The organism is Luteibacter jiangsuensis (genome assembly GCF_011742555.1).
GTDB classification, from domain to species: domain Bacteria; phylum Pseudomonadota; class Gammaproteobacteria; order Xanthomonadales; family Rhodanobacteraceae; genus Luteibacter; species Luteibacter jiangsuensis.
The window spans coordinates 187,918-207,640 of the sequence record NZ_JAAQQR010000006.1; the positions used below are offsets into that span (position 1 = coordinate 187,918).

The following is a 19,723-nucleotide window of genomic DNA, read 5'->3' on the forward strand; positions in this document are numbered from 1 at the left end:
TAAAAAAGGCGCAAATTCAAGGACTTACACAGCGCTTTCGGGATGACGGAAAAGCATCGTCCGAGCGAGCAGAAAATTGGCGACGGAACCCGCCGCGGAACCGGCGGCGACGGCCACCGCGGGCCATGCGTGCAGCGCCGGAAACAGCTTGAACGCAAGCACGTAGACGCCGTTGTTGACGACCGCGCCCAGCGCCATCAGACCCATCCAGTGCAACCATTCCGCGTGCCTCGCGCGGCCCGAATCGCGATGCGCGAAGGTATGCGTGCGATTCCACCACCACGTGACCGTGGCCGCGCTGAGGAACGAAACGACGCGAGCCGTGTAGACGTTCCAGCCGGCCAGGCTCACCAGGCCCTGCACGATGCCGGCATCGACGGCGAGACCGATGAGGCCACCCACCGCGAAAAGCGCGACCTCGCGGCGCAGCCGTGTCACGGAAACAGGATCCGCATCTGCTCTTCGTCGGGCTTCAGGATGACGCCGCGCTCGGTAACGATCGCATCGATGAGTTCGGCCGGCGTGACGTCGAACACCGGATTCCACGCGTCGGCACCCTCGATGACCGTACGGGTGCCGGACACCGAAAGCAGTTCGGTGGCGTCGCGCAGTTCGATCTCGATGTCCGCGCCCGTCGCCGTGGCCATGTCCACCGTGGTGGACGGCGCCACCACCATGAACTTCACGCCGTGGTGGCGCGCGGCGATGGCGAGCTGGTAGGTGCCGATCTTGTTGGCGGTGTCGCCGTTGGCCGCGATGCGATCGGCGCCGACGATGACCCATTTGATCTTGCCGTCTTTCATCAGGTGCGACGCGGCGGAGTCCGCGATCAGACGGGCCGGAATGCCGTCGCGCACCAGCTCCCACATGGTGAGCCGGGCGCCCTGCTGCCAGGGCCGTGTCTCGCCGGCGTACACCTGCTCGATCTGCCCGTTGGCCACGCCCGCGCGGATCACGCCGAGCGCGGTGCCGTAACCCGCGGTGGCGAGCGAACCGGTATTGCAGTGGGTCAGCACGTGCGAACCGGGTTCGATCAGGGCCGCGCCCAGTTCCCCCATGTGCCGGTTGGCGGCCAGATCCTCGTCCTGGATGGCCCGTGCTTCGCGCTCCAGTTCCGCGGCGCCGGCACCCTCGCTCACCCGGCCGTTCATGCGGTCGAGGGCCCACATCAGGTTCACGGCCGTGGGACGGGCCGCGCGCAGGGTGGCCATGGCGGACGAGAGGTTCTCGCCATGCATGGCGGCCAGCACCACGCCCCAGGCCGCCGCAATGCCGATGGCCGGGGCACCGCGCACCGCCAGGTCGCGAATGGCGCGGGTCACGTCGTCGGACGAGGTGCAGTCGATCCAGGTTTCCTCCGCCGGCAGGCGCCGCTGGTCGAGCAGGTGCAGGCGGTCGCCATGCCATTGCACGGCGCGGATGGAGTCATGGGAAGCATTGGCGTTCATCGGCGGATTATCGCACGCAGGACGCCCTCCTACGATTCGCGGCCAGGCCGGTTCAGGAAGTCATCGGTCGGCCAGCCATGCATGGATGGCCGGCGGCACCTGCCTCTGGGCACGACCCGACACATAGATGCCGATGTGGCCGCCCTTGAATGCCAGCGCGGTGTAATCCTTGCTGCCCACCAGCCCGCCCAGCGGCGAGGAAGCGGCCGGCGGAACGAGGTGGTCCTGCTCGGCGTAGATGTTCAGCACCGGCTGGGTGATCTTGCGCAGGTCGACGCGACGGCTACCGACGCGTGCCTCGCCCTTCATCAGCAGATTCTTCTGGAAGAAATCCCGGGCGAACTCGCGGAATGTCTCGCCCGCCTGATCGGGCGAATCGAAGATCCATTTCTCCATGCGCAGGAAGTTTTCCAGTTCCTTCGGATTGTCGAGGATGTCGACCAGACCGATGTACTTCTGCTGGTTCAGCCGCAGCGGCTTGAGCGTGAGATACGCGAAGTTCATCACGTCCGCCGGCACATTGCCCATCGTGTCCACGAACAGGTCGATGTCCACGTTGCGCGCCCAATGCGACAGCATGTTGTCCGGTGTGTGGAAGTCCACGGGCGTCACCATCGTGACGAGATTGCGCACCTTCTCCGGATGCAACGCCGTGTAGCAGAGGGAGAACACGCCCCCCTGGCAGATGCCGAGCAGGTTCACGGCCTCGACGCCATGGCGCTCGCGCAGAACGTCGACGCAACGATCGAGATAGCCGTCGATATAGTCTTCGAGGGTGAGCCAGCGGTCGGAGCCATCGGGATAACCCCAGTCCACGAGATAGACGTCTTCGCCCTGCTCGAGCAGATTCCGCACCATGGAGCGGTCTTCCTGCAGGTCGATCATCCACGGCGTGTTGACCAGCGCGTAGCAGATCAGCAGCGGCGTGCGCGACGTCGGCGGCTTCTCTCCCTTGAAGTGCCAGAGCGTGAGCTTGTCTTCGCGATGGACGGCCTCGCGCGGCGTGGTGCCGACTTCGATGGGGCCCACGTTCTTCAAGGTGGCGAGGCCGGCCTCCAGCTTGCGCTGGAAGGCCTCGATCTCGGCGCGGGCGCGCGCCGGATCGATACGGAACGGATCGCCGTTCATGACTTCCGCGCCTTCTTGCTCGTCGCGGCGCGCCTGGTGGCAGGTTTCCCCGCGCCGCGCAAGGCAGCCACTTCGGCCTTCAAAGCCGCCACTTCGGACGCGAGACCACGCATCTGGCGAAGTTCGCGGCGCGCGGCCTGCAGCCGTTCGCCCAGCGTGTCCACCTCCTTGCGCGTGGGCATGCCCGCCTGCACGGCCATGCGCTCCACCTGTCGCTGCTGGAGCAGCTTCAGGCGCATCTGCGCGTTGACCAGCGCGGCGTACACCTCGCGAAACTCGTCCGAGAGCGCCGCTTCGCCGTAGCTTTCCTCGGCGAGGTTCACCCAGCGGTCGTAGACCGAACGCAACGACTCGGCATCGGTCGGCGCACCCTGCTCGCGCAGGGCCGCGTTCGCTCGCTCGTGCACACCTTGCAGCAGGGACTGGTAGCGCTGGTAATGATCCAGGTAATCGAGCCACGCCCGAATGAGCGCCTGCTGTTCTTCCTGCTGCTCCCGGGTCAGGCCGAAGGCCGGCATGGACAGGAGGTCGTTGATATCCGGCGGCGCTCCCTGGCCGTGACCGAAGGGAGGCATGCCGGCTGCGAACGGCGCGGCCGGCCCCTCACCGCCCAGCATGGACCGCATCCAGTCGCCGTAGCCGCCCAATCCCGCGAACAGGCGTGCCGCGATGTCCGGAGACGGCGCGCCCGGGGCGGGTTCGGCCTTCGGATCGAACTGGCGCGACCACGCCTCCAGGCCCTGGCGAACCCAAGCCTGGTATTGGTCGATGAAATCGGTGGGTTTATCTGCCATGCCGCTATGTTACGGCACGTCAGGGCGCGATCTCGAACCCCGCCGTCTGGTCCGCCGTGGAGCTGCCGCCCACCCATACGGTGTAGCGGGTCGGTTCGACCACCTCATCGCTCTTCGCGTTCCAGAACGAGAGCTCGTGGAAACCGAGCGGGAAGCTCACGCGTTTCGACTCACCCGGCTGCAACGTCACGCGCTGGAAGCCCTGCAGGCTGCGCATGGGTTGTTCGAGGCTGGTGCCCAGGTTGCGCACATACAGCTGCACCACCTCGGTACCGACGCGCTTGCCCGTGTTCTTCACCGTGGCTGTCACGGTGACGAGTTGCTTCGCCGCCGCGTCGTTCGCCTCCTGCAGGGGCACACGGCGGCGCGACACCTGGACGTCCGAATAGGCGAACGTGGTGTACGACAGGCCGTGGCCGAAGGGATACAGCGCGGTATTCGGCACGTCGATGTAGCGGGACACGAAGGTGCTGTCGCGACCCGGCGGCTTGCTGAGATCCGCGTCGCCCGGCGGGCGGCCGGTCGGGAACTGGTTGTAGTAAAGCGGCTCCTGGCCCTCGGCGTACGGGAAGCTCATGGTCAGCTTGCCGCTGGGAGCCACGTCGCCAAACAACACGTTCGCCACCGCGTTGCCGGCTTCGGTTCCCGGGAACCACACGGCCATGATGGCGGGCACGTGGCGGTCGGCCCAGTCGAGCACCAGCGGCCGTCCGGAGAACACCAGCAGCACCACGGGCTTGCCGGTGGCGACGATCTGCTCGAGCAGCTTCTGCTGATTGCCCGGCAGATCCAGGTGCGCGCGCGAACCCGCTTCGCCGCTCATGCGCGAGGATTCGCCGAGCGCCATGACGACCACGTCGGCCTGCGCGGCCGCCTTCTTCGCCTCGGCGAAACCGGCTTCCGAATCCGTCTCGATCCCGGTTCCTTCCGCGTAGATCACTTCGCCGCCCTGCGCCTTCATACGCTGCGACAGGCCCGCGCGCAGCGTCACCACGTCCGGGAAATGCTTGGCGCCGCCCCAGGCGCCCTGCATTTCGCCGGCGGCGTCGGCAAGCGGCCCGATCAGTGCCAGCTTCTTCACGCGGCCGTCGAGCGGCAGGACCGCCGGGGTGCCGCCACCGCCATTCTTCAACAGCACGAAGGACTCCTCCGCGGCGCGGCGCGCGAGCGGGCGATTCGCATCCACCGCCTTCGTCACCTCGGTGCCCTGCGCGTATGGACGCTCGAACAGACCGAGCGCGAACTTCACCCGCAGCACGCGCCGCACGGCCTCGTCCACGGTGGCCATCGAGAGCCTCCCGTCCTTCAGCAAGCCGGGAATCTCGGTGTCGTAGTAGTGGCTCATCATGTCCACCTCGACACCTGCCGTCAGGGCCTTCAGCGTCGCCGTGGCGGCATCCAGAGCGATACCGTGATTGTTGAGTTCCATCACGGCGGTGTAGTCGCTGACGACGAAGCCGTTGAAGCCCCATTCCTTCCGCAGGATGTCCGTCATGAGATAACGGTCGGCCGTGGCAGGCACGCCGTTGAGGCTGTTGAAGGCGCTCATCATCGTCGCGGCGCCTGCTTCCACCGCCGCGCGGTACGGCGGCAGGTACACCTGTCGCAGACGAACGTCCGACATGTCGGTGGTGTTGTATTCGCGCCCCGCCTCGGCCGCGCCGTAAGCCGCAAAGTGCTTCACCGAGGCCGCGACGCTTTCCGGATCGGCGAGGTCCTTGCCCTGGTAGCCACGGATATACGCGCGCGCCATGGCGGCGCCAAGGTAGGCGTCCTCGCCCGCGCCTTCCGTCGAGCGGCCCCAGCGCGCGTCGCGCGAGATGTCGACCATGGGCGAGTAGAACCATTTCACGCCACCGGTCACCGCCTCCGCCGCGGACATGCGCGAAACATCCTCCACCAGCGACGGATCCCAACTCGCGGACAAGCCGAGCGGCACCGGGTAGATGGTGCGGTAGCCATGAATGATGTCGGCACCGAACAGGAGCGGGATACCCAGACGGCTATGCAGCGCCGCCTCCTGGTACCTGCGCGTCGTCTCGGCGCCCACCACGTTGAGCATCGAGCCCAGTTCTCCCTTCCGTGCCAGGGCCATCACGTCGACATGCGCGCGCGCCTCTGGGTTGGCGGCGATGGCATCCGCACCCGCGAGCGCCGCGCCGCCATCCGAGCCGTACTGCACGAGTTGCCCCATCTTCTCCGCGAGGGTCATCCGGGCCAGCAGCGCGTCCACCTTCTTCTCGATCTCAGGCGACGCCAGCTGCGCGTTGGCCGGAACGACCGGCACCTCGGCGGCCATCGCACTGCCGACGGCCGTGGCCAGGGAAACGGAGAGAAAGAGCGCCCTGGGACGCGGAAGGAGACGGGACAAGGCGCGCATGGGTAATCCGGAACGTGAACAAACGCCGAATGTAAACGTTTACAGCGCTTCGAGTAAACCTGCGCTGCGGCATTGCTTGTTTGCCGGTTCGCTCCGTAGGGTGGACTCGCCTTCGGCCTCGCTCGCGGCGAGCCCACCCTACGAAGCGGAACCCGCGAGCATCAAGCCCCCAAGTGCGCAACATAAAAAAGCCCGGCATCTCGCGATGCCGGGCTTTTTTGAAACGCCGGGAGCTTCAGATCAGCCCGCCGCGCCTTCTTCTTCGGTCACGGCCTTCATCGACAGGCGGATGCGGCCCTGCTTGTCGACTTCCAGCACCTTGACCTTGACGATGTCGCCTTCCTTCAGCTTGTCGGACACCTTCTCGACGCGCTCGCTGGAGATCTGCGAGACGTGCACGAGGCCGTCCTTGCCCGGCATGATGGTGACGAACGCGCCGAAGTCCATCAGCTTGGCCACCTTGCCTTCGTAGATGCGGCCCGGCTCGACGTCCGAGACGATCTGCTCAATGCGCTTGCGCGCGGCTTCGGCGGCTTCGCGGTTCACCGAGGCGATGACCACATTGCCGTCGTCGGTGATGTCGATGGTGGTGCCGGTTTCTTCCGTGATGGAACGGATGGTGGCGCCACCCTTGCCGATCACTTCGCGGATCTTGTCCGGGTGGATCTTGATCGTGAGCAGGCGCGGCGCGAACTCGCTCATTTCCGAGCGGGCCGTGCTCATGACCTTGCCCATCTCGCCGAGGATGTGCACGCGGCCGCGCTTGGCCTGGGCCAGCGCCGTGCGCATGATTTCCTCGGTGATGCCCTCGATCTTGATGTCCATCTGCAGCGCGGACACGCCATCGGCGGTACCGGCTACCTTGAAGTCCATGTCGCCGAGGTGGTCTTCGTCACCCAGGATGTCGGAGAGCACGACGAAGTCGTCACCTTCCTTCACCAGGCCCATGGCGATACCGGCCACCGGCGCCTTGAGCGGCACGCCGGCATCCATCATGGCCAGCGAGGAACCGCAGACCGACGCCATCGAGGACGAACCGTTCGACTCGGTGATTTCCGAGACGACGCGCACCACGTACGGGAATTCCTCGATCGTGGGCTTGACGGCCTGCACGCCGCGCTTGGCGAGGCGGCCGTGGCCGATTTCGCGACGCTTCGGGCTGCCGACGCGGCCGGTTTCGCCCACCGAGAACGGAGGGAAGTTGTAGTGGAACAGGAACGTGTCCTTCCACTCGCCTTCCGGCGCATCGATGACCTGCGAATCGCGGGTGGTGCCGAGCGTGGCGACGACCAGCGCCTGCGTTTCGCCGCGGGTGAACAGCGCCGAGCCGTGCGTGCGCGGCAGGACGCCGACGCGCACCGAGATCGGGCGGATGTCGTCGAGCTGACGGCCGTCGATGCGAACCTTGGTGGACAGCACGCCGTCACGCAGGGTGCGGTATTCCACTTCACCGAAGGCGGCGCCGATGTCGCCGTCGGTCCAGCCGTTGGCCTCGGCCTGGGCGGCGATGGCCGTCTTGACCTCGGCCTTCAGGTTGGCGATGACGTCACGACGGGCCAGCTTGTCGCGGATCTGGAAGGCTTCGGCGAAACGCGTACCGACAGCGGCCTTCACCGCGTCGTAAAGCGCCGTCTTGGCGGCCGGGGCTTCCCACTTGAACGACTTGGCGCCGGCTTCGGCAACGAAGGCGTTGATGGTGTCGATGGCGGCCTGCATCTGCTGGTGGCCGAAGACCACCGCGCCGAGCATGACGTCTTCGCTGAGCAGCTTCGCTTCCGATTCGACCATCAGCACGGCCTTGGCCGTACCGGCGACCACGAGGTCGAGGTCGGAGGTCTTCAGCTGGGCGGCCGTCGGGTTCAGGATGTACTGGCCGTTGGCGTAGCCAACGCGTGCCGCGCCGATCGGGCCCTTGAAGGGCACGCCGGCCAGGGTCATGGCGGCGGAGGCGCCGATGAGCGCCGGGATGTCGCCGTCGACTTCCGGGTTCAGCGACACGACCTGCGCGATGACCTGGATCTCGTTACGGAACTCTTCCGGGAACAGCGGACGGAGCGGACGATCGATGAGACGCGAGGTGAGCGTCTCCTTCTCGGTCGGGCGGCCTTCGCGCTTGAAGAAGCCACCGGGGATGCGACCCGCGGAGTAGAACTTCTCCATGTAGTCGACCGTGAGCGGGAAGAAGTCCTGGCCTTCGCGCGCCTTCGGGGCTGCGACGACCGTGACCAGGACGACGGTGCCGCCCATGCTGACCATGACCGCACCGGAGGCCTGCCGGGCGATTTCGCCCGTCTCCAGTGTGACTTCGTGACTACCGTACTGGAATGACTTGGTTACTTTCGCCACTTCGATCTCTCCTCGTCCTGTTCCGGTGGTTTAGCGGCGCAGGCCGAGGCGTTCGATCAGGGTCTGATAGCGAGCGAGGTCGCTCTTCTTGAGGTAGGCCAGCAGCGTCTTGCGCTTGTTGACCATCTTCAGCAGGCCGCGACGCGAGTGGTGATCCTGCTTGTGCGCCTGGAAGTGGTCCTGCAACGCGGCGATGTTGGCGGACAGCAGGGCGACCTGGACTTCGGTCGAGCCCGTGTCGTTGGGCGCGCGGCCGTAGTCTTTGATGATCTGGCTGGTCTGTTCGACGGTGAGCGACATGTGTATCGATTCCTTAAAAAGCGGATGCGAGACTTGCGCAACCTCAACGGCCCCCGATGAAGTTGCGCAAGCCTCGCTTTTGATGAAAGCCGTTAAACGAGCACGTAATTGTAACGTCCTGCACGTAGTGGCAACAAGCCCGGTCAGATACGGGCCTCCGGCGGGGGAAGGTTAAACCCGCGAAGGACCCGGAGCACGCCCTCCCCGTCCACCTCGGCCAGGGCCATCAGGCGGCCGTCGGCCCCGTAGGCGGCGCAGCGGCCCTGGAAACCGGCGGTCGCGGCAGACTGGCCCGCTGCCGCGGGATCGCCGGCGTAGCCGGCTCCCACAGGGGCTGCTGCCTCGTGAGCCGCTGCCCCCTGGCCCGCTGCCTCCGGGGCTGCTGCCTCTGGGGCTGCAGCCACCGGGGCTGCTGCCACCGGGGCTGCCGACACTGGGACGCTCTCCTGGCCTGAAGCCACACCCGGCCGCAAGGGCACCGGCTGGCCGAAGCCCAGCACGCGGGTCTGCTCGGGGTCGAGGTCCACCCGGGGCATGTGCGCCAGGCCAGCCTCCACGGGCAGCAGGCAGGCATCCAGGGGGTCGGGGCCCGTTTCGGCCGCTTCCCGCAACTGGTCCAGGGTAACCATGGCGGGGGCCATGAAGGGCTCCACCCAGAGCCGGCGCAGTCCCGTCAGGTGCGCACCGCACCCCAGGTTTTCGCCGAGGTCGACGGCCAGGCTGCGTACGTATGTGCCGGACCCGCATTCGACGTGAAGGCGAAGCGTGTCGCCGCTGCGTTCGATCACGTCGAGACGATAGACGTCCACCTCTCGGGCACGCACTTCCACCGCCTCGCCCCGGCGGGCCTTCACATAGAGCGGCACGCCGTCCTGCTTGATGGCCGAGTACGCCGGGGGAATCTGAACGATGCGCCCGCGCAGGGGAGCGAGGGCGGCTTCGAGCGTGGCGTCGTCCAGCGGAGGCACGGCGCGGGTCTCGACCACCTCGCCTTCGAGGTCGGCCGTGGTGGTGGTCGCACCCAGCTTCACCTCGGCCTCGTAGGCCTTGCGCGATCCCAGCAACCAGCCGGCGATCTTGGTCGCCTCGCCGAAGCAGAGCGGCAGAAGGCCCGTGGCCAGGGGATCGAGACTGCCCGTATGGCCGCCCTTCGCCGCGCCCACCAGCCGTCGCGCCGTCTGCAAGGCCTGGTTCGAACTCAGGCCCAGCGGCTTGTCGAGAAGGAGGATGCCGTGGATGTCGCGGAAGGTTCGGCGGTTCATGAGAGCAATGTAGGAGCGCGCCCTGCGCGCGACATGTTTTGAGGCCGTGACCCGGATCTGGCGCGCTAACCTGACGACAGGGACGAAAAGCTGTCGCGCGCAGGGCGCGCTCCTACAGGTCCGGATGCGTCGTCGACCCGACGGAACGGCAGATCAGGACTCGTCCGCCGGCGGCACCGGGTTGTCGCGCAGCAGGCGCTCGATGCGCTCGCCCTGGTCCACCGATTCGTCGTACTTGAAGCGCAGTTCCGGCACGCGGCGCAGGCGCATCGAACGCGACAGGCTGCGACGGAATTCCGGGGCCAGTTCCTTCAGGGCCTTGATCGCCGTGGCGGACTGCTCCGGCATCAGCGTGGTGACCCACACGGTGGCCCAGTCCAGATCCTTGGTGGTCTCCACATCGGAGACACTGACCGACGGCAGCGCATGGTCACGCACGGCCGCGTGCACGAGCAGGCCGATCTCGCGGCGGAGCTCGGCGGAGACACGGTCGGTGCGTTTGAAATCGCGGGAAGGCATGGGGGCTCCAATGCGTGAAACAGTGAAACAGTGAACCGTGAGCTGCCGTCGTCGCCTTGACGACCGAGGCTCCTACTTACGGTTCACTGTTCACTGTTCACTGTTCACTGTTCACTGTTCACGGTTCACGGTTCACAGAGTTCTTGCCACTTCGATGCGCTCGAAGCACTCGATCTGGTCGCCGACCTTCACGTCGTTGTACTGCTTCACGGCGATACCGCATTCCATGCCGTTGCGCACTTCGTCCACGAGTTCCTTGAAGCGGCGCAGCGATTCCAGTTCGCCCTGGAACACCACCACGTTGTCGCGGAGCACGCGGATCGGCTTGGAGCGCTTGACCACACCCTCGGTGACCATGCAGCCCGCCACCGCGCCGAACTTCGACGAGCGGAAGACATCGCGCACCTGCGCGATACCGATGATCTCCTCGCGGATCTCCATGCCGAGGAGGCCGGATGCCGCCTGCTTCACCTGATCGATGACGTCGTAGATGATCGAGAAGTAACGGACGTCGAGACCGTTCGTGTCGATGACCTTGCGCGCCGAGGCATCGGCACGGACGTTGAAGCCGATGATCAGCGCCTTCGAGGCCGCCGCCAGCGTCGCTTCCGACTCGGTGATGCCGCCCACGCCGGACGAGATCACGTTCACCTTCACCAGGTCGTTGCCGATCTGGGTAAGCGATTCGCGCAGCGCCTCCACCGAACCCTGCACATCGGCCTTCACCAGGATGTTCAGGGTCTGCTGACCTTCGCCCTGGCCCATCTGGGCCATGATGTCTTCCAGGCGGTTGGACTTGCTGACCAGGCGGTTCTCGCGACGCTTCTGCTGACGTTCCGCCGCCACCTGGCGAGCGAGACGCTCGTCCTCGACGGCCACGAAGTCGTCACCCGATTCCGGCACACCGGACAGACCCAGCACCTGCACCGGAATGGACGGACCCGCCTCGTTCACCTGCTTGCCGGTTTCGTCAACGAGCGCGCGCATGCGGCCGTATTCCACACCGCAGACGACGAAGTCGCCCTTCTTCAGCGTGCCCTGCTGCACCAGCACCGTGGCCACCGGACCGCGGCCGCGATCGAGGCTGGATTCGATGACGACACCCGAGGCGCGGCCGTCGGCCACCGCCTTGAGTTCCATCACTTCCGCCTGGATCGAGATGGCGTCGAGCAGCGCGTCCACGCCGTCGCCCGTCTTCGCGGACACGGGCACGAACTGCGTGTCGCCACCCCAGTCTTCGGGAATGACCTCGAGGTTGGCGAGGCCCTGCTTCACGTTGTCCGGATTGGCGTCGGACTTGTCCATCTTGTTGACGGCGACGATGAGCGGCACCTTCGCGGCACGCGCGTGCTTCACCGCCTCGATGGTCTGAGGCATGACGCCGTCGTCGGCCGCGACCACCAGCACCACGATATCGGTGGACTGGGCGCCGCGGGCGCGCATCGACGTGAACGCGGCATGGCCCGGGGTGTCGAGGAAGGTGATGACACCGCGGCTGGTTTCGACGTGGTAGGCGCCGATGTGCTGCGTGATGCCGCCCGCTTCGCCCGAGGCGACCTTGGTGCGACGGATGTAGTCGAGCAGCGAGGTCTTGCCGTGGTCGACATGGCCCATGATCGTGACGACCGGCGGACGCTGGATCTTCTCGCCCTCCAGTTCCACGTTCTGGGTGTGCGTGGCCAGCGCGGCCTCCGCGTCGTTGTCGGTGGCGCGAACCGGGTTGTGGCCCAGTTCCTCGACCACCAGCGCGGCGGTGTCATGGTCGATCGTCTGGTTGATCGTGGCCATGACGCCCATCTTGAACAGCGCCTTCACTACCTCGGCGCCCTTCACGGCCATCTTCTGGGCCAGTTCGGTAACGAGGTTGTTGTCGCCGATCACCACGTCGCGCACCACCGCGGCGGTGGGACGCGTGAAGCCGTGCGGACCCGACGGCGTGGCGCCGCGCGGGGCCTCGGAACGGCCCTTGACCTTGCCGCCTCCGCGACGGTTGCCGCTGGAGCGACGCGCACGGTCGGCATCCGACAAGTGCAGTTCGCCGGCGGCAAAGCGCTTGCCGCCCGGCTCGCGGTCGCCATTACGACCGCCGCCGGCGCCACCGCCATGCTTCGGACGCGCCGCGCCGCGGGCGTCGTTCGTGGAGGGAGCGGACGCCGGGGCCGGACGGGCACCACCCGACGCAGCGGCCGGACGCGCCGCCGGCGTGGACGCCGCGGGTGCCGGGGCCGGAGCCGGGGCGGGTGCCGGAGCAGGCTTGGACACTACGCGCTCGCGCTTCCGCGGCTCGTGGATGCGCGGAAGGATCATGCCGAGCGAGCGGGTATCGAGCTTCGCCGTCTGGTGGCCGACACCGTCGTCGCCCGCCGTGGCCGGAGGAGCTTCCGGCTGGGCTTCGGCGGCGGCCGTGGCGGCTTCGGCACGGCTTTCCTCGGCGCGAGCGCGCTCAGCCGCGGCCTCTTCCGCCTGGCGGCGCGCTTCGGCAGCGGCCTCTTCCTGGCGACGGGCTTCGGCTTCGGCGAGTTGACGGGCTTCCTCGGCCTCGCGGCGGCGCTCGGCCTCCTCGCGGCGCTGGGCTTCCTCGTGCTCGCGCTGCGCCTGCGATTCGGCGAGCTTGCGCGCGGCTTCCTCACGCTCGGTGTCGTGCGAGGCCTCTTCGGCGATCGCACTGCGCTTCACGTACGTGCGCTTCGCCCGGACCTCGACGTTCACCGTCTTGGCCGGACCGGCGCCACGGCCGCTACCCGTGTTCACCTTCAGCTCGCCGACCGTGCGGCGCTTCAGGGTGATCTGGCGCGGAGCCGAGTCGTCCGCTTCGGGCGCGGGCTCGTTCTTGCCGTGCGTGCGACGCAGGAAACCGAGCAGCTTCACCTTTTCGGTGCTGCTGATGACCTGATCCGCGTTGTTGAATTTCATCCCGGCCTGGTCGAGCTGCCCGAGGAGCTTCTCGACTGGCATCTCCAGGACCTGGGCCAGTTGTTTGATAGTGACGTCCGACATCGTTCTTTATTCTCCGCCGTTCCCGCGCGTAACCTTACGTGCCGTCGATGACCCGTACGGCTGCCTCCATCCCTGGGGGGAAGCCTCGCGGCCTCCCTCGGGGCGCCCCTCCAGGGCGCTTCCGGACTCGCGCTTAGCCGCCCTTCTCCAGTCGGGCGATCATCGGAGCGCGCGCGGCCATGATCAGCCGCGATGCGCGTTCCTCGGTCATGCCTTCGATATCGATCAGCTCGTCGACGGCCAGGTCGCCCAGGTCGTCGAGCGTCTTCACGTTGCGCTCGGCGAGCGCGAAGGCGGTGGGTTCGTCCATGCCTTCCAGCTCGAGCAACTCGGCGGAAGGGCCGTTTTCATCGATACCTTCCTCGACCGCCAGGGCCTCGGTAAGCAGTGCGTCGCGGGCGCGAGCGCGAAGTTCCTCGACGATGTCCTCGTCGAAGCCTTCGATCGCCAGCAGCTCGGCGCTGGGCACGTACGCGATTTCCTCGACGGAGGAGAAACCCTCCTGGACCAGGATGCCGGCGATTTCCTGGTCGACTTCCAGTCGCTCCATGAACAGGGTGAGCGCAGCCTGCTGCTCCGCTTCCGACTTCGCGGTGACCTGGTCCTGCGTCATCACGTTGAGCTGCCAGCCGGTGAGCTTGCTGGCCAGGCGCACGTTCTGGCCGCCGCGGCCGATGGCCTGGGACAGCTTGTCCTCGGCCACCGCGATGTCCATCGAGTGCTTTTCCTCATCCATGATGATCGACTGCACTTCGGCCGGCGCCATCGCGTTGATGACGTACTGGGCCTGGTTCTCGTGCCACAGGATGATGTCGACGCGCTCGCCATTGAGTTCGTTCGACACCGCCTGCACGCGCGAACCGCGCATGCCGATGCACGCACCGATGGGATCGGTGCGGCTGTCGTGGGCCACCACGGCGATCTTGGCGCGGTCGCCCGGATCGCGGGCGCAGCCCTTGATTTCCACCAGGCCCTGGCCGACTTCCGGCACTTCGAGCTTGAACAGTTCGATCATGAATTCCGGCGCGCTGCGCGAAACGAACAGCTGCGGACCGCGGATTTCCGACTTGACCTCGTAAAGGTAGCCGCGCACGCGATCGCCCACGCGGGCCGATTCGCGGGGAATGGTCTTGTCGCGCGGAATGAAGGCCTCGGCGTTGCTGCCCAGGTCGAGATACACGTTGCCGCGCTCCACGCGCTTCACGATACCGGTGACCAGTTCGCCCACGCGGTCGCGGAAGGCGTCGACCACCTGCTGCCGCTCGGCTTCGCGCACGCGCTGGACGATGACCTGCTTCGCGGCCTGGGCGGCGATGCGACCGAATTCGGCGTTCTCGATCTGGTGCTCGATCCAGCCACCGACCTCGGCCACTTCGCCCTCGCCCGCTTCGTCCTGCGCGTCCATCAGGCGGATCTGGAAGGACGGGTCCTCCATCTCGCCGTCGTCCGCGATGATTTCCCAGCGACGGAAGGTTTCGTAATCGCCGGAATTGCGGTCGATCTCGACCCGGATGTCCGGATCCTCGTCGGGGTAGCGCTTCTTGGCGGCCGAGGCCAACGCCGCTTCCATGGCTTCAAAAATGACTTCGCGCGGCACGCCCTTCTCGTTGGCGACCGCGTCGACTACCAGCAAAAGTTCTTTGCTCATTGCCGCTACTCCCGTAAGGATGCCCCGCATCCCGTCGTTGCGTTATTTGGATTTCTTGCCGCCCGGCGTGGGCTTCGGCTGCGGCGCATAGCCGAGGGCCACCCAGTCGGGAACCACGCGGGCGCTTTCGACGTCCGCATGCTCGAATTCGAATCTGCCGGCCTCGCCCTCGACCACAATGTGCTCGCCGTTTACTTCAACGACGTTGCCCTTGAGGCGCCGGCGACCCTCGATGGGGGCCTTCAGCAGCACCTTGACCTCCTGACCGCTCACGCGCGCGAATTGCGCCGCCGTGAACAGGGGGCGGTCGATACCGGGAGAGGAGACTTCCAGTACATAGTTGCCGGGGATCGGATCTTCAACGTCGAGGTAGGCCGAAAACTCGCGGCTCGCGGCCTCGCAGTCGTCGACCGTGACCTCGCGCTCGCCACCGGACACGTCGAGATAGACGCGAAGGGTGCTCTGCCCGCCGGACGGAAGGAACTCGATGCCCAGCACTTCGAGGCCGAGGTCGGCCACGATGTCGGAGAATCGTTGTGAAAGTGCGTTGGTATCCACGTTGCCTGCGGTTTTCCGGTCGCCAGAAACAAAAAAAGGGCGCGAACGGCCCATTCCTTTACGTCGCCGATGTATCCGACACTTTCCTCCAGCGCCCTTACGCGATGCCTTGACGGCGCTCACAGAGTGTCGCAAGGCGCCTCCATGCGCCCAACAAAAAAGCCTCACGAGGAGGCTTTCTTGTAAAAAGAAAGTTCCTGAAGCGATAGGGGCGAAAGGCCTTGACCGTCGCGAACACCGCTTAAGATTCACGGATTCTATCGTAATTGTGTGGCTTCATGCAAGTTCACGGAGGCCCGTCATTCCCGCGCACACGGGAATCCAGAGCCTCACCACACGCACGAGTGCCGAATACTGCCGGTATGACCGACGAGGCGCCCTATCCCCGATTCGCGTCCCAGGGCCGCGCCTTCGTCTATGTGTTGCCCTGCCGGGACGAGGACCTGCTGAAACTCGGCTTCTCGCGCGACCCGTTCACCCGGTTCAGCACCCTGCACCGCCGTTTCCACGACTTTTTCGACCTGGACCGCGGCCTGCTGCTGGACGCGGAGCGCGTTGCCGCCGCGCGACGGATCGAGCGACGGCTGATCGAGGCGTTCCGCGACCATCGCGCCACGGCGCCGCTCGCGGTGCGGGCCGTGGCGGGCGGCCATACCGAGTGGTATCGCGGCGCCCATACGCAAGTCGCGGCCCTGATGAGACGCACGGCGGAAGAGGAAGCCCTACCCCTTCAGGAAGGGCTGCGGCCCTGGCTGCGCGGCCACCTCATGGCCCGGGCCGACCTCCTGCACGACTGGTCCGCCCGCATCGTGGACACGCTCGACTGGGCCCGCGCCAACGCCCCCGACGACCCGGGCGCGGACACGCTCCGCCGCGCCCTGCTCGACACCTGGGACATGTTCGAAGCCGCCGGCATCGACGTGCGAGCCTTCGTGCCCTCGTCGGTCAACGAATGGTTCGACCACGGCGAGCACCGCCGCCTGTTTCCCCAGCATCGGTAGGGGCGCCGCCCAGCGTCACGACCAGTCGCGTTTTCCAGCCGTCCGGCGCGCGCTCCATCACATGGACCTGCCCAGCCAAGCAGGGGACGGGGCCATTCGCATGCAGGCGCTCTTCGAGGGCCGCGGCGATGGCCTCGCGATCGCGGCGCACGTCGCGCGCCACGGAAACATGGGGAATGTATTCTGGAAACTCGCGATCCCGGCGGGGGCGTTCCGGGAATGCCAGCTGCAACGCGGCGGCCAGTGCCCCGATGGCGGCGGACGGCGACGGCGCCAGCCATACCGTCGAGGGAAACATGCGCACCGCATCCAGATGGAAGGCCAGCGGCTGGCGGGCCGCGGCGACCGTGCGCAGCCTCTCCTCGACGGCCGGCGTGATGCGCTCGCTGTCGAGGAACGGATAAACCAGGGTGATGTGCGCGGCGAGACCGAGCTTCGCGGCGGGATCGAGGCGCGCGCGAAGGTCGCCGATGAGGGGCTCGGCCTCCGGAACCATGAGTGCCAGCAAAGTGCGGCTCATGCCGAACAGCTTATACCTCGGCGCCGCATCCGGCTAAAGATCGGCTCTTGCGGATACGGGCACCGGCCTCCGTGGCCGGTGCCCGTCGTTCCCTTCAGGCTCAGTTCGTCCAGCTCGCCTTCAACGTCACGCCCGAGAACGCCGCGTACGCGTTGAGCATCACGTAGTAGGTGCCAGCCGAGGGCGACGCAGCCGTGCAGCTTTCCGAGTTACCCGTGACGTACGGACGGCAGTCGTACGACGAGGTCGTGGGAGCCGACCCGAACTTGACGTACAGGTCGGCATCGCCGGTGCCCCCGGAAATGGCAATCTTCAGGTTCGTCGCACCAGACGGAACCACCACGGTGTAGTTCAGCTTCCCGTTCTTGGCCGCCGAGAGACCGGTGACCGCCACGCCGTTCTGCAGCACGTTGCCGCCGCCGGACGAGCCCACCGTGACGGACGAGGTCTTCGTGGTGCTGGAGCCGCCGTTGTCCGTCACCGTCTCGCTCACCGAATAGGTACCGGCGGACGCGTAGGTGTGGCTCGGGTTCGTGGCGGTGGACGTGGCGCCGTCGCCGAAGTTCCAGGAGTGTGACGCGATGCTGCCGTCGCTGTCCGAGGAACTGTCGGTGAAGGTCGCAGTGAGCCCGCTGGTGGTAAAGCTGAAGTTGGCCACGGGCGGCGTGTTTCCACCACTACCGCCGCTCACCCAGTTCGCCTGCGCGTAGGTATTGAGCGCGTCGATGTTGAAGCTGCCGAAGCCGGTGGCTTCATCGAAGCCGGTGGACGCGGTATAGCCATGCCCCTGATAACCGTTGTTGCCGGAGGTCACGTCGTGCAGCAGCGACGTCTGGCTGGGGAACGTCTGGTAGAACTTCGACGCAGGGAAGCCGATGGCGTTGTTGGCCGCCGACTCGATGCGCGCGAAGGCGCCGACGAACAGCGGCGACGCCAGGCTGGTTCCGCCCACCTGCTCCGTCTGCCCGTTGACGACGATGAGCGCACCCGACGACGACGCGGCGTCGAACGACACGTCCGGACCCACGCGCTTCGTCGAACTGGTCACCGACGACTGCCACGAAGGCGCGGTTTCGTACAAGCTCGTGCCGCCTCCTGTGGCCCACAGACGCTGGTTGTTGTCGCCCTGGCTCGGCGCGATGGCCGAGAGGCCTTCGTTCCACACGGTTTCGCCAGTCCACGAGGTGCCGCTGGTGGACAGTGTGGTGCCGCCCACCTGGACCACGTAGGGCGAACTCGCTGGTTCACTGACCGAGTAATGCGTGAGGTCGATCTTCACCGTACCGGCGGAATTTGCCACATAGCCCGGCGAACCCGACACCGGGTCGGAGGACCACTGGTACACGCCCGCGTCGCCGGCGGCCACCGAGAAGGTCTGCCCTTGCGCAACCGCCTGCTGGAAGATCGCATCGTCCGCCGCCTGCGTGCCCGACTGCTCGGCAGCCGTCTCGTCTTCGCCGAGCGAGACATTGATCAGCTTCGCCTGATTGTCGGTGACCGCGCGGTTGAACGTGGCGGTGATGCCGGCGTTCGTGATGCCGCTGGAACTGGAATCGCCGTTGGCCGAGGTATAGAAGATCAGGCGCTGCACCGCACCGGCGATACCCACGATGTCCTGGCTGTCGAGCGACCATTCGCCGTTGGAATCGGGATCGTTGGCGAAGGTGCCGCTGCCCACTTTCGTGATCGTCGAACTGACCGTCGGCAGGCCGGCACTCGCGGTAAAGCTGTTGAGGTCGGTCACCGTCTGCGTGATCGAGCCCCAGGTGATGATGCCGACCGTGGTTCCGCTCGCCGTCGGCACGCTGCTGCCGCCGTAGATGGCGGCGAAGTCCTGCGGATGATGGGCGGTGACGGCTGCCGCCGCCTGCGTGGTCATGCTCGGCCCGGGCACGGTCACGTCCGCGGGTTTGTACACGTGATTGAGCGGATGTTTCACCGACACGTTCTGCAGGCCGAGCACGGACTGCACGGAGTCGCCCAACGCGGCGGGCACGAGGGCCGGCGTATCGTTCGCGAAGAATTCGCGGCCCTTCGCGGTGAACCGCTTGATCGACGTATGGAAGCCGTTCGCGGCAGCGCCGACATTGCCGTCCGCCGAAATCAGCAGGTTGTTCGGCGCCACCTCGATGTTGCCGAAGCCCGCCTGCTTCAGGTGCGCCACCACCGCGTCCACCTGCGCCTGCGTGGGCGCGAAGCGGGCCTTGAACTGCTCCGGCGTGAGGAACTTGCCATAGAGCTTGTTGCCCGGGGTCGTGACCGCCGAGAGGAAGGATTGCAGTTCGTCGGCATTGCGCAGTTTCAGACTGACGGCCACGTGCAGCGGCTTGTCCGCCGGCATCGCGGTGACCGCGGCACCGTCGATCCGCGGCGAGCCCGTCATGTTCAACGCGTAACCCGACGCCACCGGCGTACCGGTGGTGGACGACGCGGCCAGCGTCTGCGTTCCCGCGACGGGTAGCATCGCGGCCTGGGTGCGCGTGGACACCCAACTGTCTTCCGCATGCGCGGAAAGGGAGGACATCGCCAGCGCGATGGCCACCGTCAACACCGTCTTGCGCGAGATCCCAGAAGCAAAAGCATCGATCTTCATGAGTGATCCTTCCATTAGCCCGTAAATTGCTTCCGCCAAGGCGGAAGCCCTGACACTGCAGGCGTTCTGGATCGAGCGGCACCCTTCCCCGACCGGCATGGCTGCCGGCCGCTCCGTCTATCGCAGGAAATTGCGTCACCCCACCCTTTCCGCCACTTGCTCCCCCTGTGCTTCGAGCAATGGCAAGGCAAGCTTTCGCAAGGCTTTCGGAAAGACGAAACGCGCGGCG

Annotated in this window: 14 protein-coding genes and 1 pseudogene; 1 reads left to right on the forward strand and 14 read right to left on the reverse strand. The window is 66.5% G+C overall.

Annotated features, from left to right (window positions below):
• Positions 1-24: 24 nt before the first annotated feature.
• The 12 genes and pseudogenes from HBF26_RS14255 to HBF26_RS14310 all read right to left on the reverse strand — a co-directional run bounded on the left by HBF26_RS14255 (position 25) and on the right by HBF26_RS14310 (position 15,380).
• On the reverse strand, positions 25-438 hold the full coding sequence (locus HBF26_RS14255) for a GtrA family protein (protein ID WP_338039678.1): 414 nt from the start codon (positions 436-438) through the stop codon (positions 25-27).
• Positions 435-1,448, reverse strand: a complete 1,014-nt coding sequence (gene mtnA, locus HBF26_RS14260; protein WP_167127813.1) for an S-methyl-5-thioribose-1-phosphate isomerase — start codon at positions 1,446-1,448, stop codon at positions 435-437. Before mtnA ends, HBF26_RS14255 begins: the two co-directional genes overlap by 4 nt.
• A 60-nt stretch (positions 1,449-1,508) precedes the next feature.
• Complete coding sequence (locus tag HBF26_RS14265) at positions 1,509-2,576, reverse strand: class III poly(R)-hydroxyalkanoic acid synthase subunit PhaC (protein WP_167127816.1); 1,068 nt, start codon at positions 2,574-2,576, stop codon at positions 1,509-1,511.
• Positions 2,573-3,370 carry a poly(R)-hydroxyalkanoic acid synthase subunit PhaE gene (locus HBF26_RS14270; RefSeq protein WP_167127819.1) on the reverse strand — a complete coding sequence of 266 codons (798 nt, stop codon included), beginning with the start codon at positions 3,368-3,370 and terminating at the stop codon, positions 2,573-2,575. Before HBF26_RS14270 ends, HBF26_RS14265 begins: the two co-directional genes overlap by 4 nt.
• Positions 3,371-3,389: 19 nt before the next feature.
• Positions 3,390-5,750 carry a glycoside hydrolase family 3 N-terminal domain-containing protein gene (locus HBF26_RS14275; protein WP_193569906.1) on the reverse strand — a complete coding sequence of 787 codons (2,361 nt, stop codon included), beginning with the start codon at positions 5,748-5,750 and terminating at the stop codon, positions 3,390-3,392.
• A gap of 240 nt (positions 5,751-5,990) precedes the next feature.
• A complete protein-coding gene (pnp, locus tag HBF26_RS14280) occupies positions 5,991-8,096 on the reverse strand; it encodes a polyribonucleotide nucleotidyltransferase (RefSeq protein WP_167127822.1) in 2,106 nt (701 codons plus the stop codon).
• Positions 8,097-8,126: 30 nt separating this feature from the next.
• Complete coding sequence (gene rpsO, locus HBF26_RS14285; protein WP_167127825.1) at positions 8,127-8,396, reverse strand: 30S ribosomal protein S15; 270 nt, start codon at positions 8,394-8,396, stop codon at positions 8,127-8,129.
• Between the two features lie 482 nt (positions 8,397-8,878).
• A pseudogene (gene truB / locus HBF26_RS14290) lies at positions 8,879-9,658 on the reverse strand (tRNA pseudouridine(55) synthase TruB); the annotation flags it as partial.
• Positions 9,659-9,811: 153 nt separating this feature from the next.
• Entirely contained in the window at positions 9,812-10,177 is a 366-nt protein-coding gene (rbfA, locus tag HBF26_RS14295) for a 30S ribosome-binding factor RbfA (protein WP_167127828.1), read from the reverse strand.
• 132 nt (positions 10,178-10,309) lie between these two features.
• Positions 10,310-13,174, reverse strand: coding sequence for a translation initiation factor IF-2 (gene infB, locus HBF26_RS14300; RefSeq protein WP_167127832.1), 2,865 nt, complete (start codon positions 13,172-13,174; stop codon positions 10,310-10,312).
• A gap of 133 nt (positions 13,175-13,307) precedes the next feature.
• A complete protein-coding gene (gene nusA / locus HBF26_RS14305; protein WP_167127835.1) occupies positions 13,308-14,822 on the reverse strand; it encodes a transcription termination factor NusA in 1,515 nt (504 codons plus the stop codon).
• A gap of 42 nt (positions 14,823-14,864) precedes the next feature.
• Positions 14,865-15,380, reverse strand: coding sequence for a ribosome maturation factor RimP (locus HBF26_RS14310; protein WP_167023636.1), 516 nt, complete (start codon positions 15,378-15,380; stop codon positions 14,865-14,867).
• 362 nt (positions 15,381-15,742) lie between these two features.
• Here HBF26_RS14310 and HBF26_RS14315 point away from each other — a divergent pair, with 362 nt between their 5' ends.
• Positions 15,743-16,381 (forward strand): GIY-YIG nuclease family protein, encoded by a 639-nt coding sequence (locus tag HBF26_RS14315; protein ID WP_167127838.1) that lies wholly within the window; start codon positions 15,743-15,745, stop codon positions 16,379-16,381.
• Here the strand turns inward: HBF26_RS14315 and HBF26_RS14320 are convergent.
• Both HBF26_RS14320 and HBF26_RS14325 read right to left on the reverse strand, forming a co-directional pair.
• A complete protein-coding gene (locus tag HBF26_RS14320; protein WP_167127841.1) occupies positions 16,326-16,901 on the reverse strand; it encodes a 2'-5' RNA ligase family protein in 576 nt (191 codons plus the stop codon). The two genes, HBF26_RS14315 and HBF26_RS14320, sit on opposite strands and share 56 nt — an antisense overlap.
• Before the next feature lie 100 nt (positions 16,902-17,001).
• Positions 17,002-19,494, reverse strand: a complete 2,493-nt coding sequence (locus tag HBF26_RS14325) for a protease pro-enzyme activation domain-containing protein (protein ID WP_167127843.1) — start codon at positions 19,492-19,494, stop codon at positions 17,002-17,004.
• Positions 19,495-19,723: the final 229 nt, after the last annotated feature.

Bases quoted from the DNA above. Each gene is read 5' to 3' on its own strand.
- HBF26_RS14320 (WP_167127841.1), bottom strand. From the start codon at position 16,901: ATGAGCCGCACTTTGCTGGCACTCATGGTTCCGGAGGCCGAGCCCCTC.
- HBF26_RS14275 (WP_193569906.1), bottom strand. From the start codon at position 5,750: ATGCGCGCCTTGTCCCGTCTCCTTCCGCGTCCCAGGGCGCTCTTTCTC.
- HBF26_RS14270 (WP_167127819.1), bottom strand. From the start codon at position 3,370: ATGGCAGATAAACCCACCGATTTCATCGACCAATACCAGGCTTGGGTT.
- mtnA (WP_167127813.1), bottom strand. From the start codon at position 1,448: ATGAACGCCAATGCTTCCCATGACTCCATCCGCGCCGTGCAATGGCAT.
- infB (WP_167127832.1), bottom strand. From the start codon at position 13,174: ATGTCGGACGTCACTATCAAACAACTGGCCCAGGTCCTGGAGATGCCA.
- HBF26_RS14265 (WP_167127816.1), bottom strand. From the start codon at position 2,576: ATGAACGGCGATCCGTTCCGTATCGATCCGGCGCGCGCCCGCGCCGAG.
- nusA (WP_167127835.1), bottom strand. From the start codon at position 14,822: ATGAGCAAAGAACTTTTGCTGGTAGTCGACGCGGTCGCCAACGAGAAG.
- rbfA (WP_167127828.1), bottom strand. From the start codon at position 10,177: ATGCCTTCCCGCGATTTCAAACGCACCGACCGTGTCTCCGCCGAGCTC.
- rpsO (WP_167127825.1), bottom strand. From the start codon at position 8,396: ATGTCGCTCACCGTCGAACAGACCAGCCAGATCATCAAAGACTACGGC.
- HBF26_RS14315 (WP_167127838.1), top strand. From the start codon at position 15,743: ATGACCGACGAGGCGCCCTATCCCCGATTCGCGTCCCAGGGCCGCGCC.
- HBF26_RS14325 (WP_167127843.1), bottom strand. From the start codon at position 19,494: ATGAAGATCGATGCTTTTGCTTCTGGGATCTCGCGCAAGACGGTGTTG.